The organism is Rhizobium sp. FY34, assembly GCF_005222845.1.
Classification (GTDB): Bacteria; Pseudomonadota; Alphaproteobacteria; order Rhizobiales; family Rhizobiaceae; genus Neorhizobium.
This window is the reverse complement of the sequence record NZ_STFZ01000018.1, coordinates 203,165-218,117: the sequence shown is the minus strand read 5'-3', so window position 1 is coordinate 218,117 and position 14,953 is coordinate 203,165. Positions and strand designations below refer to the sequence as shown.

The 14,953-nt window shown below is 60.3% G+C and carries 17 protein-coding genes; 7 read left to right on the top strand and 10 right to left on the bottom strand.

Annotation, left to right across the window (positions count from 1 at the left end):
- Nucleotides 1-17: 17 nt before the first annotated feature.
- The 6 genes from E8M77_RS24250 to odc2 all read right to left on the bottom strand — a co-directional run bounded on the left by E8M77_RS24250 (nucleotide 18) and on the right by odc2 (nucleotide 4,663).
- Nucleotides 18-260: a type II toxin-antitoxin system RelE/ParE family toxin gene (locus E8M77_RS24250; protein WP_281408200.1), complete on the bottom strand. Its 243-nt coding sequence runs from the start codon at nucleotides 258-260 to the stop codon at nucleotides 18-20.
- Between the two features lie 44 nt (nucleotides 261-304).
- The gene (locus E8M77_RS15270; RefSeq protein ID WP_137131488.1) at nucleotides 305-550 is read right to left on the bottom strand and encodes a transcriptional regulator; all 246 of its coding nucleotides are present in this window, start codon (nucleotides 548-550) and stop codon (nucleotides 305-307) included.
- A 66-nt stretch (nucleotides 551-616) separates the two neighbouring features.
- A complete protein-coding gene (locus E8M77_RS15265) occupies nucleotides 617-1,726 on the bottom strand; it encodes a serine hydrolase (RefSeq protein ID WP_246659278.1) in 1,110 nt (369 codons plus the stop codon).
- 182 nt (nucleotides 1,727-1,908) lie between these two features.
- Nucleotides 1,909-2,601, bottom strand: coding sequence for an OmpW family protein (locus E8M77_RS15260; RefSeq protein WP_137131487.1), 693 nt, complete (start codon nucleotides 2,599-2,601; stop codon nucleotides 1,909-1,911).
- Between the two features lie 246 nt (nucleotides 2,602-2,847).
- Nucleotides 2,848-3,438, bottom strand: a complete 591-nt coding sequence (locus E8M77_RS15255; RefSeq protein WP_137131486.1) for an N-acetyltransferase — start codon at nucleotides 3,436-3,438, stop codon at nucleotides 2,848-2,850.
- A 91-nt stretch (nucleotides 3,439-3,529) separates the two neighbouring features.
- Nucleotides 3,530-4,663: an ornithine/lysine decarboxylase gene (gene odc2, locus E8M77_RS15250; protein ID WP_137131485.1), complete on the bottom strand. Its 1,134-nt coding sequence runs from the start codon at nucleotides 4,661-4,663 to the stop codon at nucleotides 3,530-3,532.
- 529 nt (nucleotides 4,664-5,192) lie between these two features.
- On the opposite strand from odc2, the gene E8M77_RS15245 reads away from it, so the two are divergent.
- The 3 genes from E8M77_RS15245 to E8M77_RS15235 all read left to right on the top strand — a co-directional run bounded on the left by E8M77_RS15245 (nucleotide 5,193) and on the right by E8M77_RS15235 (nucleotide 7,832).
- Nucleotides 5,193-6,098 carry a LysR family transcriptional regulator gene (locus E8M77_RS15245; protein WP_137131775.1) on the top strand — a complete coding sequence of 302 codons (906 nt, stop codon included), beginning with the start codon at nucleotides 5,193-5,195 and terminating at the stop codon, nucleotides 6,096-6,098.
- A gap of 64 nt (nucleotides 6,099-6,162) precedes the next feature.
- The gene (locus E8M77_RS15240) at nucleotides 6,163-6,804 is read left to right on the top strand and encodes a DUF1007 family protein (protein WP_137131484.1); all 642 of its coding nucleotides are present in this window, start codon (nucleotides 6,163-6,165) and stop codon (nucleotides 6,802-6,804) included.
- A complete protein-coding gene (locus E8M77_RS15235; protein WP_137131483.1) occupies nucleotides 6,798-7,832 on the top strand; it encodes a nickel/cobalt transporter in 1,035 nt (344 codons plus the stop codon). Before E8M77_RS15240 ends, E8M77_RS15235 begins: the two co-directional genes overlap by 7 nt.
- A 15-nt stretch (nucleotides 7,833-7,847) precedes the next feature.
- Here the strand turns inward: E8M77_RS15235 and E8M77_RS15230 are convergent, their stop codons facing one another.
- The 4 genes from E8M77_RS15230 to E8M77_RS15215 all read right to left on the bottom strand — a co-directional run bounded on the left by E8M77_RS15230 (nucleotide 7,848) and on the right by E8M77_RS15215 (nucleotide 10,283).
- Nucleotides 7,848-8,081, bottom strand: a complete 234-nt coding sequence (locus E8M77_RS15230) for an intracellular growth attenuator family protein (protein WP_137131774.1) — start codon at nucleotides 8,079-8,081, stop codon at nucleotides 7,848-7,850.
- 2 nt (nucleotides 8,082-8,083) lie between these two features.
- Complete coding sequence (locus E8M77_RS15225; protein WP_137131482.1) at nucleotides 8,084-8,776, bottom strand: GNAT family protein; 693 nt, start codon at nucleotides 8,774-8,776, stop codon at nucleotides 8,084-8,086.
- A gap of 96 nt (nucleotides 8,777-8,872) precedes the next feature.
- Nucleotides 8,873-9,571: a tellurite resistance TerB family protein gene (locus E8M77_RS15220; RefSeq protein WP_137131481.1), complete on the bottom strand. Its 699-nt coding sequence runs from the start codon at nucleotides 9,569-9,571 to the stop codon at nucleotides 8,873-8,875.
- 61 nt (nucleotides 9,572-9,632) lie between these two features.
- Nucleotides 9,633-10,283, bottom strand: coding sequence for a 2-dehydro-3-deoxy-phosphogluconate aldolase (locus tag E8M77_RS15215; protein ID WP_137131480.1), 651 nt, complete (start codon nucleotides 10,281-10,283; stop codon nucleotides 9,633-9,635).
- 164 nt (nucleotides 10,284-10,447) lie between these two features.
- On the opposite strand from E8M77_RS15215, the gene E8M77_RS15210 reads away from it, so the two are divergent.
- The 4 genes from E8M77_RS15210 to E8M77_RS23915 all read left to right on the top strand — a co-directional run bounded on the left by E8M77_RS15210 (nucleotide 10,448) and on the right by E8M77_RS23915 (nucleotide 14,882).
- Nucleotides 10,448-10,939, top strand: coding sequence for a CYTH domain-containing protein (locus E8M77_RS15210; RefSeq protein ID WP_137131479.1), 492 nt, complete (start codon nucleotides 10,448-10,450; stop codon nucleotides 10,937-10,939).
- Complete coding sequence (locus E8M77_RS15205) at nucleotides 10,914-11,825, top strand: CHAD domain-containing protein (RefSeq protein ID WP_137131478.1); 912 nt, start codon at nucleotides 10,914-10,916, stop codon at nucleotides 11,823-11,825. The genes E8M77_RS15210 and E8M77_RS15205 overlap by 26 nt, the downstream gene beginning before the upstream one ends.
- A gap of 413 nt (nucleotides 11,826-12,238) precedes the next feature.
- Nucleotides 12,239-13,084 (top strand): diguanylate cyclase, encoded by an 846-nt coding sequence (locus E8M77_RS15200; RefSeq protein WP_137131477.1) that lies wholly within the window; start codon nucleotides 12,239-12,241, stop codon nucleotides 13,082-13,084.
- Between the two features lie 58 nt (nucleotides 13,085-13,142).
- Entirely contained in the window at nucleotides 13,143-14,882 is a 1,740-nt protein-coding gene (locus tag E8M77_RS23915; protein WP_205910492.1) for a methyl-accepting chemotaxis protein, read from the top strand.
- Nucleotides 14,883-14,953: the final 71 nt, after the last annotated feature.

Below are 14,953 nucleotides of genomic sequence, written 5' to 3'. Positions count from 1 at the left end.
AGAACGGCCTGCACCGCTCAGCCGAAAGTGTCAGACCAATCCCGCGCCGCATGGATGACGGCCAGCACATCGATCTGGCTGTTAACCTGATAGACTACGAGATAGGGCGTTCGACTGATAACAAGTTCATGCGTGCCGTGGACCCGACCCAACCTTCCAGCCCGAGGATTGGCACCCAGAAGATTTTCGGTCCTGTCAAAAATCTCCGAGACAAGGCGATGGGCACTGGTCGGGCTATCCTGGGCGACATAGTCAGCGATCTGCTACAGATCGAGCAATGCAGGTGTCGTCCAGCGGAGGCGCATCAGAGTGCACGATATTTGCCGCCCAGGCGTGCAATGTCTCCCTCACTGGCAAAATCGCCGCGCTCAGCCGCCGCAATGCCCCGCTTGACCTGCTTGACCTGCTGGTGAAAGCGCTCCTGCCATTCCAGGGAATGACCGTATTCCAATGCATCCGAGATAATCTGAGCCGGCGACAGGTTGGATTGCGCAGCGATGATCTCGACGCGTTTTTTCAGATCCGGCGATAGTTCGAACTTCACATCCATGGCACTATTATGCGCTGCGTTTGGGCAGCCGCAAGCAGAATCAGCAGAGCAAAATTTGCGTGCTCATCACGTGATTTTCACGGCCCCGATAATCTCGGCCAGCAGATCATGCAGCCGGTCGCGGTAGCCATTGGCTGCCGATGGCGAATCGCTTTCCGAGGTCATGGTGACGGTAAGATCGAGGTTCGGCACGATATAGAGCATCTGCCCGCCATAGCCCCAGGCAAAGCACACATCCTCATTGCCAATGCGTTTCAAAAACCAGCCATAGCCATAGCCGTCGCCGGAATAGCGCGAACTGGTCCGTTGCTGCCAGGAGGTCTTGACCCAGTCCTCCGGCACGACCTGGACGCCCGCGGCCGTACGCCCGCCGCACCGGTAAAGCTCGCCAAAGGCATGCAGCGAACGCGCCGTCATCGCCATCTGGTTTCCGCCGAGATAAATGCCCTGCCGGTCGCGCGACCAGGAGCCGATGCGAAAGCCCTCAACCGGCGAAAACCAATCCTTCGCCAGTTCCAGTGTCGGCTTGCGCCCCACTTTGGTGAGAATGGCCGAGACGAGATGGCTGGAGGCTGTCGAATAGAGCATCGGCCCGCCCGGATCCTCGACAAAATCCTGCGCCAATGCAAAGCGCACCCAGTTGCGGCTGGCAACGAAGCGCCCGTAATTGGGGCCGGATAGCGGATCGAGCCCCGATTGCATGGAGAGAAGATTGCCGATGGTCACCCGTGCCAGTCGCGGATCGGGATTTTGCCGCAGATCCGCTTGCAGGATCGGCGCCATCGGTTGGTCCGGCCCCGCAAGCAGGCCCTTTGCAATGGCGATGCCGACCATGGCGGACAGAATTGATTTGGAGGCGGATTTGATATTCGTCGAACCCTGCGGCGCATATCCGTGATAGCCGCGCTCGGCCAGCAAGTCGCCCTTGCGCGAGACCAGGACGGATTTCAACGGGGCAAATCGCTCGGCGGAAGTCAGGATATCACTCAGCGGTCGCGACACAGTCTGTGCGGGAGGCGCCTGCGCGGGCGCAGATGCGTCTGCCACTGGAGCACCCACCTGCCCTTCCTCCTGCCCGAAGGTCGGCAAAGCGGAAAACGCAAATGGCAGTGTGGCAAGGAAAGCGCGGCGATCAATCATGCGGGCCAGCATAGCGTGGCTGCCCAACGGGACCATGGCGAAAAACCGGGATTCACATGCTTGTGAGGATGCGCCTATGCAGAAAGCGGCCACAACGGAAACGGGGACCAGCGCGATAGACGCGCCAGTCCCCCTTCCTTCCCCAACCGAAGATACCTGCCACGGTTGCCGGATGCCCCCATCCGGACGATTCTTCGGCGTGGTGGAGACTAGAGCGGTCAGAAGCGGTAGGTTACACCGGCACCGACCAGCCAAGGATCAAGCTTTGCCTTGCCCGACAGCGGACCGAGCGTGGAATGATCGGCGCTCCAGTTGGTTTCGAGAAACAGCTTCTTCACATCGAAGTTGAAGCCCCAATGATCGTCGATCATGTAATCGAAACCAACCTGCAGTGCCGCACCCACATGGTGATCAACCTTCAGATTGCTGAAACCGGCCTTTTCCGATTCGTTGTAGAAGAAGGTGTAGTTCACGCCCGCACCGACATAGGGCTTGAAAGCGCCGAAATCGGTGAAATGATATTGCAGCGTCAGCGTCGGCGGCAGGAGCCAGGCCTTGCCCACATCCACGCCAGCCAGCGAACCATCGCCGGAAATCCGCGAACTCGTCGTGCCGAGGATCAATTCTGCGGCGACATTGTCGGTGAAGTAGTAGGAAATATCCAGTTCCGGCGTGATAGAGTTGGAATATTGCAGGTCGGAACCGGCAACTCCGTTCACTGAACCGTCATCATTGGGGATGACGCCAAGCGCGCGCACACGGATCTGCCAGGGACTTTTGGCGGCCGCCACGGCATCCTGCGCAACCGGCTCCGGCGCCAGAGGCGCGATATCCGCCGCCTGCACCACTCCCGACAGAAGGACCGTTGCTGCGCTGAGTATGGCGGCGATGGCGGGTCCGTTCTTGAACATGTCACTCTCCTTGAAACGCATCGTCAAATTCGATGGGGAGAGGATTAACATCAAGGCTTTTCAGAGACTTGATCTTGGTCAAGCAGACTTGACAATGATCAGCTGGCCGGCCAGCTTGCCATCGCACGAGCGACAGGCGATGCAATAATGCCACAGATTCCGCCGCCAGATTGCACAAACGAAAAAGCCCTTCCCCGCGTGGATGCGAAGGAAGGGCTCGACTGGAGAGGGTAGAATCAGAAGCGGTCAGGCGGCGCGGCGGAACATCGGCTGCGACAGCTTGCGCCCGGAGGCGGTCAACATTCCGGCAGCACCCTCAAGCCAGCCGGCTTTCAGCTCGAGCGCGAGGAACCGCTCGCGGGCGAACGGACCAGGCATGAGAAGATGCTGCGCAGCGCCTGCAAAGAAACCGAAACGCTCGTAATAGGGCGCATCGCCGACCAGGAGGATCGCGCCATGGCCACGGGCATGCGCTTCCGCAATGGCCGCGCGCATCAGGGCCGCACCGATGCCCTTGCCTTCATGCGCACCATCCACGGCAAGCGGCCCGAGTAGCAGCGCATCGACCGGCTGACCGCCGGGCGTCACGCCCGCTTCGACATTCCACAGGCGCACGGTGCCGATGACATGGCCACGCGCGTCACGCGCCACGAGCGCCAGCCCTTCGGCCGGCACACGACCACGACGCAGGGCCTCGGACGACTTCTTGCGGCGATCCGCACCCATGGCGCGATCGAGCAGATTTTCGCGCGCGACAACATCCGCCGGCGTTTCTTCGCAGATGGTGAAAGTATGGGGCGCAAACAATGCGCGCACAGCGTCAAGAACAGCGGCCATTTTGGCCTCCGAAGCTCAAAACCGTTCAAACGGCTCTATCAGATCAGGGTGATGTGTGGCTCCGGCACATGGCCGGAGCCCGCGTCAAAAATCAGATGACATAGGCCTTCAGCGGGTCGAAGCCATTGAAGGCAACCGCCGAATAGGTCGTCGTATAGGCGCCGGTGCCTTCGATCAGAACTTCGTCGCCGATCGTCAGCGAGATCGGCAGCGGATACATGTTCTTCTCATACATCACGTCAGCCGAATCGCAGGTCGGGCCGGCCAGAACGCAAGGCTCCAGTGCATCGCCGTCACGCTCGGTGCGGATCGGGTAGCGGATCGCCTCGTCCATGGTTTCGGCCAGACCGCCGAACTTGCCGATATCGAGGAAGACCCATCGGTGTTCGTCATTGTCCGACTTGCGCGACACGAGGATGACCTCGGCCTTGATGACGCCGGCATTGCCGACCATGCCGCGACCCGGCTCGATGATCGTCTTGGGCAGGTTGTTGCCGAAGTGCTTGCGCAGCGATGCGAAGATTGCCTGGCCATAGGCTTCGGCAGACGGCACGTCGCGCAGGTACTTGGTCGGGAAACCGCCGCCCATATTGACCATCTGCAGAACGATGCCCTGCTTGGCGAGCTGCGCGAAAACGCGCTTGGCATCGGCAAGGGCTGCATCCCAGGCATCGACCTTGGTCATCTGCGAACCGACATGGAACGAGACGCCATAGGATTCGAGACCCAGCTGGTGGGCATAGACGAGAACATCGACGGCCATCTGCGGCACGCAGCCGAACTTGCGCGACAGCGGCCACTCGGCGCCTTCGCCATCGGTCAGAACGCGGCAGAATACACGGGCGCCAGGGGCTGCACGGGCAATCTTTTCGACTTCCTCATGGCTATCGACGGCAAACAGGCCAACGCCGAGTTCGAAGGCACGGGCAATGTCGCGCTCCTTCTTGATCGTGTTGCCATAGGAGACACGGGCAGGAGACGCGCCGGCATTGAGGGCCATCTGGATTTCGGCAACCGAAGCGCAATCGAAATTGGAGCCCAGCGAAGCCAGGAGCTTCAGGATTTCCGGCTCCGGATTGGCCTTAACAGCGTAATAGATGGCGCTATCCGGCAGGGCATGACGGAAAGCGTTGTAATTGTCGCGCACGACGTCGAGGTCAACCACGAGGTAGGGACCTTCGGGACGCTGGGTCTTGATGAAGTCGAGGATGCGTTGAGTGGTCATGGTCAGTCCCTTCCAAATCTCAAGGCTCCGGCTACGAACCGGAGGACAAAGGACGGCTGAGCATGCGCCAGAAACCAGTCGGTGGAGACACCGGTTCCTTGACACGCTCAAACGCGCGATAAGTGGATCAACGCTCTGCCAAGAACGATAATCCGGCTTTGTCTGCCATGGATTGGAGGGAGGTCCCTACCGCACTTCCGGCAATGATGGTGTGCCTCTTCAGTAACCCCGGCTGTTGGAAAGCCGGGAGAGAACAAAAAGGCCCGCACCGTCGTTGCTTCAGATGTCCTCGCATTTCCCGGATGGCCGGAATAGCGACTGGAGGGGTTAATTCCAGGTACCTTACCGATGACCTCACCAAATAGAGGGTCGGCGGACACCCATGGGCACGTGCGACTTTGGGCTGACCGGGAGATAAGAATATTTCCGGTCATAATCAAGCGGTTTTTTAGCCGCGCCCGCAAAAATCACATTGCAGAAGCCGACGTAAGGTTCCACCTAGGTTCTGAAACAGAAAAGGGACGTGAGTGTGGATACTTTGACGCGGATGCGGGCCTTCATCGACGTGGTGGAAGCGGAAGGCTTTTCGGCCGCCGCACGCCGCACCGGCCGCTCCAAGGCCCTGCTTTCCAAGTATGTGCGCGAGTTGGAAGACGATCTCGGCGCGCTTCTGCTCAACCGCACGACCCGGCAATTCTCGCTGACGGAGGCCGGCCACACCTATTTCCGCACGGCTGCCGACATCCTGAAGGAGATCGACAATCTCGCCGACCTGGTGCGCGAGAACAATGCAGACCTCAAGGGACGGCTGCGGATTTCCGTGCCACGCACCTTCATCGATGCGGAAATCGGCCAGTCGCTGATCGATTTTGCCGTCAGTCATCCGGATGTCTCTCTGGAAATCGTCGCAGAGGATCGATTCGTCGACCTGATCGAGGAAAGCTTCGATCTGGCGATTCGAATCACCAAGCTCGAAGATTCGGGCATGATCGCCCGCAAGCTTTCGGATTTCCGCGTCTATGCCTGCGCAACGGCCGATTATGTCGCCCGCTACGGGCCTTTCAACCATCCGCAGGATCTGGCCGGCAAGCCGGTGATCATAGACACCAACACGCGCTCGCATAACAATATACGTTTCCAGGACCTCGATGGCAGCCATTTCTCGGTACCCGTCTCCGGCTCCATCGAGGTCAACAGCCCACAGGCAACGCTTAGAGCCGCACGTGCAGGGCTTGGCGTTGCCATGGTGCCGGATTTCATCGTCCTGCCCTATATCCAATCGGGCGCGCTTGTGGCGCTGTTCGACGACTATGTGATGAAGGATCGCGGCATCTATGCCGTTTATCCCCATCGCCGCTACCTGCCGGCCAAGGTGCGCAGCTTTGTCGACTTCCTGTCCTTGTGGTTTCGCAAGACGCAGACCGAGCAGGATTGACGTGTGACGAAATTCCGTCCCATTTGCCAGTCACACCGCTTGCGAACCGGTTCGGGAAACGCTCATGACCTATCAGAAGTGGCTTCTTGCCGCTGCATTCCTGCTGGCGCCGCTTCCGGCGCTTGCGCATCCGCACATCTTCGTGGAAGCGCGGATGGAAGTCCTGTCGGCCGATGACGGAACGATTTCCGAACTGCGCAATGTCTGGCGCTTCGACGAAATGTTTTCCTCCAGCGTGCTTCTGGATTTCGACAAGAACACCGATCTAAAACTGGACGACAAGGAACTGGCAGAGCTTGGCGAGGTAATGCGAACCTCGCTGGAGGATTTCCATTATTTCACGACAATCACCCAGAACGGCAAGAACATCCCCATTGCCAAGCCGGACGTGATCCATGTCAGCTATCAGGACCAGCAGGTTCTGGTGTTCTTTGCGGTCAAGCCGACGCAGCCCGTGCATCTGAAGGGCACGATGACATTCGGCATCTACGATCCCTCGCTTTACACTGCCGTGGACTTCCCCTCCGATGGCGACCTGGTGCCCGAGGGCAAGGCCTTTGCCGCCTGCAAGCACAAAGTGGTGCGGCCCGATCCCGACGAGGTGATCGCCCAGAACAAGAACAGCCTGACCGACGCCTTCTTCAACGATCCGACGGGAACCGACATGACGAAGCTGTTTGCCACCCGTCTGGAGGTGACATGCTGAACCGTCGTATGCTTTCGCTGGCCCTGTTGATCAGCCTGGGTCTCATGGCCACCGCCCATGCGCAGTCGCCGCTCGGCGTCGGCTCGGCGGAACCCTCCTTCAACACCGGCGGATTTCTCGGGCCCTTTTTCGCCTGGATCAATGCTCACCAGCAGACCTTTTACCGGGCGCTGACCGGTTCGCTGAAGGCCATGCGCGAGGACCCTTGGGCGCTGCAGGGTCTGCTTGGCCTGTCCTTCGCCTATGGTGTCTTCCATGCCGCCGGCCCCGGCCACGGCAAGGCGGTGATTTCCACCTATATGATCGCCAATGAGACGGCGCTGAAGCGGGGCATTGCCATTTCGCTCGTCTCGGCCCTGTTGCAGGGCCTCGTTGCCATCCTGCTGGTGGCCGCCGCCTATGTGGTCTTGCGCGGCAGCGGCATCACCATGACGCGTGCCACACAGGCCATGGAAGTAGCAAGCTTTGCCATGATCGCTTTGTTCGGCGCCTGGCTTCTCGCCCGCAAGCTCTATGCCCTGCGCGGATTATCCTCCTCGCTACCAATCTTTGCCAATGCATCGCCGGGCGCCGGTCCGACAGGCCTACAGTTTCGCGCCATTGAGGTGAATGAGGAACACGATCATTCCACGCTCTCGGCCGGCAGCTACTGCATGGATTGCGGCCAGATGCATATGCCTGATCCCCAGGCTTTGGGCGGGCGCGATTTCAGCCTGCAGGAGGCCTGGTCGGCCATTATCGCGGTCGGCCTTCGTCCCTGCTCCGGCGCCATTCTGGTGATGAGCTTCTCGATCCTAAACGGGCTTTATCTGGGCGGCGCGCTCTCGGTTCTGTTCATGTCGCTTGGCACTGCCATCACGGTGTCGATCCTCGCCATGGTCGCCGTATCGGCCAAGGATCTGGCGGTGCGTTATGCCGGCAAGGGTTCGCGCGCCGCCGGCCGCATCACCATCGGCGTCGAGATCGGCGGCGCCGTGTTCATCCTGTTGATGGGTCTGGCATTGCTTGGAGCCGCACTTCAGGCCTGAAGGCGGCCGACGACGTCACGGCTGGTGGCGTCGCTGGTAACGAGCGCGCAGCCAGAAGATCAGGAAAAAGGACAGGACGGCCAGAGCGCCGAAGCCTGCCGCAAGCCAGGGCGAAAACACAGCCAGCCATGTCATGATCGACGGCATGACGAAAAACAGCATCAGGAAGCCGAAAAAGATGACGGCTGCGGCAATCGCCGGCGATCTCGTACCGGGCTTCGTTCCACCCGGCTTCTGATTGTCGTTCATCATCACACCTCACCCTGCAGTTCGGAACGAATATCCTCCAGCCGCCGCTGCTGGTGGCCGTGACCGTCGAAATTCTCCGGCGAAAGCCAAGCCTCGAATGCCTTGGACAGGATCGGCCATTCCCCATCGATCATCGAAAACCAGGCCGTATCGCGGTTGGCACCCTTGGATACCATATGCTGGCGGAAAACGCCCTCGAAGGTGAAACCGTAGCGCAGCGCGGTCGCCTTGCTCGGTTCGTTCTCGTTATGGCACTTCCATTCATAGCGACGATAGCCGAGATCCTCAAACACATGGCGGGCCATCAGGTAATGCGCCTCGGTCGAGAGCGGCGAGCGTTTCATGCCCGCTCCATGGGCGACCGAGCCTACTTCGATGACGCCATTGGCCGGATCAGCCCGCATATAGCTTGCCATGCCGACCACTTCGCCATCTTCTTTGTCGCGAAAGACGAGCGTGATCAGCCGGCCATCGCGGTTCATGCCGTCCAGCCAGCCGGCGAATTCTTCCGGAGCCTGATAGAGAGGGTTGGGAAAGAAGCGGATGAGGTCATTCAGTCCCTCGTTGCCCCCCAGCGCATCCCACAGCGTGTTGAGATGGACTGCCCGCTCATAGGGCTCGGCAATCACATACCGGCCTTCGAGCCGCACGGGTGAAGGCGCCGGGCACCCTTTGAATTCTGTCAGATCACGCATCGCATCCCCCTCATTTTGACAGAGGATTAAGCGAGGGGCGCGGCAAAGGCAATCGCCGGAACGCCGCACCCAAAGCCTTTGCAAGCCTGCGCGAAATCAGAGCGAGACCTTGGCCGAGGAGACAGCTGCCTCGATATGGTCGATCAGCGCGTCGGGCAGGCGCAGCCGTCCGGCAAGAAGATCGAGATAGCCACGCTCGGCGCGCGTATCGGGATCGATGGCAAGCCGCGAGGCCGTATAGATCTCCACCCGCTGCTCTTCCGTGCGCCCTGCCGCCACCAGCGCATCGAGATCGATCGGATCAGCAAGCTCGCGCGACAGGAAGGCTTCGGCTTCCGCACCCAGATCCACCGCATGCACCTTTTCCATGATCGACTGGCGCTCGAAGGCATCGATATGGCCATCGGCCTTGGCCGCGGCAATCATGGCGCGCAGCAGGGTCAGGGCAAAATCATTGGTCAGCTCGGACGATTGCGGGTTGAAGGGCGACCCGACCGGTGGTGCCAGCGCCTTGATATCCTGCGGCACGCCCTGCGGCGCCTGGCCCGACTGGTAATTCCTGTAGGCAAGATAACCGAGACCCGCGACAGCGGCCACGCCGCCAAGCGTTGCGACATTGCCGGCCAGCTTGCGGCCCGTCTTGGTGCCCAGAAGCGCTGCGGCCAGACCGGCTGCCTTCATCGGATTGTTGCGTGCGAGATCACCTGCCTGTCCGGCCCGGCCCTTGAGCGTTCCGGAAAGGCCCGGAATCTGCGAGCCGAGGAACTGGTCAAGAAGCTTCTTGGCGTCGAACATCATATCTCTCCCTGTTAATCTCAGGGAGAGATAGGAAGCCTTGGCGGTTTTACAAAGGCAATCAGCCCTTAAGCGCCGCTGCTTCCGATGCCAGTTTCGTGATGCCAGCCCAATCCCCGGCGGCCACCAGTTCCTTCGGCGCCACCCAGGAACCACCAACGCAGACGACATTGGGAAGCGAGAGGTAATCGCGGGCGTTCTTCAGCGAAATTCCGCCGGTCGGGCAAAACAGCGTGCCGGCAAGCGGAGACGACAGAGCCTTGAGATAGGCGGCACCGCCGGCCTGTTCAGCGGGGAAGAACTTCAGCACGCCAAAGCCTGCCTCGCGCAACGTCATCACTTCGCTGGCGGTGGCGGCACCCGGCAGAAGCGGCACGGGCGAGCCCTTGGCAGCCGACAAGACGCCCGGCGAAACGCCGGGGCTGACGATGAAGGTGGAACCGGCCTTGACGGCGGCATCGAAATCACGCGCGTTGAGAATGGTGCCGGCGCCGACATGCGCGCCTTCCACTTCCGCTGCCACGGCCTTGACCGCATCGAGCGCTGCCGGCGTGCGCATGGTGATCTCGATTGCCTTCAGCCCGCCGGCAACCAGCGCGCGGGCAAGCAGCACGGCCGAGGCCGCATCATCGACAATCAGAACCGGCACGACCGGCTGCAGCTTCAGGATGGCAAGCAAATTATCGGTCTTGTTACCGGTCTGGGCGCTCATGAACTACCTCCCGCTTTTCACGGATTGAAACGATTGAAAACCTTGGCTGGAATACCGCGAGGCGATTGGACTGTCGAGAAAAAACGTTCTGCCGCTACGGAATCCGCTCTGGCACGACTTGAGCCTTTGCAATAGGTTAGCGCTGTCACATTGAGGCAAGCGGCATGGCGAAAGAAATTGAACGCAAATTCCTTGTCTTGTCGGACAGCTGGCGGGCACAGGCCACTGCGAGCCTGCGGATCGTGCAGGCCTATGTGGCGATCGGGGAGGACCGCAATGTGCGGGTGCGCATCATTGACGGCACGCGTGCGCAATTGACCGTCAAGCTTGGCCGCCATCTGGTGACCCGCGACGAATACGAATATGAGATCCCGATCCGCGACGCCGAGGAAATGATCGGGGGATCAGTCGGCAATGTCATCGAAAAGACCCGCTATATCGTTCCGCATGAAGGTTTTACCTGGGAGGTCGATGCGTTCAACGGCGTCTATCGCGGGCTCGTCGTTGCGGAAGTGGAGATGAAAAGCGAGAGCGACACGCCGCACCTTCCCGACTGGATTGGCCGTGAGGTGACCGGCGACCGGCGCTATTCCAATATGGTCATGGCAACCGAGCATCCGGAGCACGGCAATGGCCTTTCGCATCAGACCCGCTAAACCGTTTCGCGCAGAGTTTCTGGCGGTGGCGAAAGACCAGCTTTCGGCTGCTATCACCACACTGACGCAACAGCCGGACGGCCCGCATGCGGCCATCCATGCGGCGCGCAAGCGGTTCAAGCGCCTGCGGGCTCTCTATCGGCTGGTGGAGCCGGATGCGAAGGCCTTCCGGCGCGCTGAAAACGCCCGCATCCGCGACATGGCCCACACGCTCTCTGCCGTGCGTGATGCAACGGCGCTCGTGGAGACCATGGATTATCTGGCGCAGGTGGCCGTATCGGCGGAAGAATTTGCCGCCCTCACCTTTGCCTCCCGCACGCTGGTGGCGCGACGCGATCGCATTTCGAGTGAAGAGAGCGACCTGCCGCAGAAAATCGATCATGCCGTCGAAACCTGCCGGGCGGCGATGGAGGCGCTCGATGGACTGGATCTTGCCGATGGACGCGGTCGCACGGCAAGACGGCTCGCCAAAGTGTGGAAAAAGCAATCCCACAAGGCGCGGCTAGCGCTGGCGCACTGCCTGGAAACGCATACGGCGGAGGCCTTCCACGATCTGCGCAAATGCGGCCAGACCTCCTGGATGCACCTGACACTGCTGCGCGAGATCTGGCCTGCCGCCATGCGAGCACGGCAGGAGGAAGCAAAACAGCTTGTCGATCTGCTGGGACACGAGCACGATCTGACCGTGCTGACGCAAACCGTGAATGAAAGCCCGGACATGTTCGGCGACAGCGATACGCTGGCACTGCTGCTCGGGGCAATCATCAACCGTCAGCAGACGGTGCGCGAACAGGCGTTGGCGCTCGCCGCCCAGGTGTTTGCCGATGACCCGGAACGCGAAGCCGTCATCATCAGCGTGCTGTGGAGCAAGGCAGCGACGGCGTGAGAAAGCTTGCCCTTGATCGGGACCGCGCAGCAGGATGGCGTTTATCGTGACCTAAAGTCAGGAATTTGGCGAAATCATAGCGCTGTGATGCAGGATCTTGCATCCGGCGTTTATCCATCCTTAATCCGCCACTCACAAGCTCCACTGTGCTCTACGGGGGAAAAGTGGTGCTAATGCTAAGTATCGACGATAGGAATCTATTGCGTGGGACCGGAGACGTTCATCCGGCAAGAAGCATGCCGGAGAGCGATGCTCTGGTATCGGTCGAGGATTGCGACCAGGTCGGTGAACGAAATGCCGCCCATGCGAAGCACCGGGCGCCTTTGCTCTCCGGGCGTTGTCGAAAACCAGGATCGCTCCGGCGCAATGGCTTCCTATCATCGACATTTGGTATCGCAAGTCGCAAAATCTGCATGATGGTCATGGCTGCCTGGTGCCTTTCCAGCCCCGCTCAGGCGCAGGAAAACCTGGACATCTACTATAATTCTACAGGTAATAGGGAGAAGACCCTCGGCTTTGAGGTTCTCAAGCTTGCGATCGAAAAGTCCGGCACGCCCTATGTCCTGAAACCCTCACCCACCGGCTACAGCTCGAATGCCGGCATGGTCGATGCCATCGCCAATGGTGGCAAGATCGACATTGCCTGGGTCAATGCCGCAAAATCGGTTTCGGCCAAGCTGCTCTCCGTGCCCTTCCCCATAGACATGGGTCTCGGCGGCCACCGTCTGTTTCTGATCGACGGGGCGCGCCAGAGCGAATTCAGCAAGGTCAAGGACCTCGCCGGCCTGAAGAATTTCATAGCGCTGCAGGGAACCGGCTGGGCCGATGTGGATGTGCTGCGTGCATCATCACTCACGGTGCGCACCGGCCCGCAGAAGAACCTCTACCGCATGACGATCGGCAGGCGCGGCGATTACTTCGCCCGCGGCGTCAACGAGGCGCTGAACGAGCAGGCCAAGCAGGTTGCCGAACTGCCGAACCTTGCGGTCGAGACCTCGCTGGTTCTGCAATATCCCTCCGCCTCGATCTTCTATGTGTCGAAATCCCGGCCGCAACTGCGCGACGACCTGATGCGCGGGCTGGAAACCGCCTGGAAGGATGGCTCGTTCGAGGAAACCTTCCTGTCCTATCCGGATATCAAGCTGGCGCTCGACAAGGGCAATCTCAAGAGCCGCACCTTGATCAAGATCCCAAACCCGAACCTGCCGGACGACATCCTGTCGATGGATGCGAAATACTGGTTCGACCCGAAGAAATGACGCTGCAAGCCGCCTTTCATTCCGCCATCACCATTTCGCAATTTTCAGGACTTTGACCATGTTCAAGAGCAAATCCATTCGCATGCAGGTGATGTTGCCGTCGCTCGCGCTCATTCTTATCGGCTCGACAGCGCTCAGCCTCTATTCGGGCTGGTCGCAGGCCGAAGGCGCCCGCGAAATGTTCGACAACAAGGTGAAATTGACCAGCTCGATGACGACAGCCGGCGCCTCGACAGCGCTTTGGCAGTTCGACAAGGGACTTGCGGACGCGACCTTCCAGCCGGCCACGACCGATAGCGATTTCCGTGCCGCCGTGGTGGTCGATCCGACCGGCAAGACCTTCTTCTCCTCCGGTGAGGCCAGCGCTGTTTCCGCAAGCATTACAGCGCTTGCCGCAACGACTGCCGCCGATGACAGCGGCGCGCTGCGCTTCTCGATCGTGCCACTGAAGCATGTGGAAGAAGGCAAGGAAATGACCATCGGCACCATGGTGCTGGCCTTCGACAGCGCCTCGATCATGGAAAATACCTGGGCCTCACTGACCGGCCTTGCCGCAATTGCAGCCCTGACGCTGATCGTCTCGGCACTGGCGCTCGCCGTCCTTCTGCGCTCCATCACCCAGCCCCTCGTCTCGCTTTCGGGCGTGATGAACCGTTTGTCCAGCGGCGCGCTGGAAACACTGGTGCCCAATCAGAATCGCAGCGACGAAATTGGCGACATGTCGCGCGCCGTCCAGTATTTCAAGGAAAGCGTGCATCAGTCCGTCAAGCTGCGCCAGGATGCCGATAGCAACCGCGAACTGATGGAACAGAAGCACCGCGCCCAGGAAGAGACCGATCATGCGCGGCTGGAAGCGATGACCCGCGCCAATGGCGGTCTTGCCGCCGGCCTGCGCGCGCTCTCCAATGGTGACCTGACGGTGCAGATCGAAGACCGCTTTGCGCCAGAATATGAAGAGCTGCGCTCCAATTTCAACGCCGCCGTTCGCCAGCTGCGCCAGACCATGTCCGTCGTCGTCACCGCTGCCCTGAACATCGATGCCGGCACCAAGGACATTGCCAGCAACACCAATGACCTGTCGCGCCGCACGGAACAGCAGGCCGTCTCGCTTGAGCAAACAGCAGCAGCTCTGGAAGAAATCACCAGCAATGTATCCTCCTCGCTGCATCTGACGGAAGAGGCCCGCCGCGTGGCGACCCAAGCCAATGACAGCGCGGTCAAATCGGGCGAAGTGGTTGCCAAGGCCGTCGAAGCCATGAGCCGCATCGAAGCGAGCGCCTCGCAGATTTCCTCGATCATCAGCGTCATCGACGAGATCGCCTTCCAGACCAACCTCCTGGCGCTGAATGCCGGCGTGGAAGCCGCCCGCGCTGGTGAGGCCGGCAAGGGCTTTGCCGTTGTTGCCCAGGAAGTGCGCGAACTGGCGCAGCGCTCTGCCAATGCAGCACGCGAGATCAAGACGCTGATCCAGAATTCCACCAACGAGGTGGAAGCCGGCGTCAAGCATGTGTCCAATACCGGTTCGGCGCTAACGGGCATTGGCCAACTCATCATCACCATCAACGAGCATGTGAGCGCCATCGCCACCTCGGCGCGTGAACAGTCGACAGGGCTCGCCGAGATCAACACGGCCGTCAACCACATGGACCAGAGCACGCAGCAGAACGCCGCCATGGTGGAGGAAACCAGCGCAGCTTCCGCATCACTTGCGGCAGAAGCGACACGCCTCAGCGAACTGATGGTGAAGTTCACCCTTGATCTGCAAGCCGAGCGCAGCCGCTATTCCCGCGCCGCCTGACGTCTCAAAAACCTGATTGCAAGGCAACCCCTTCCGCCCGCGCGGGAGGGGTTTTTCGTTTTCAACACCGG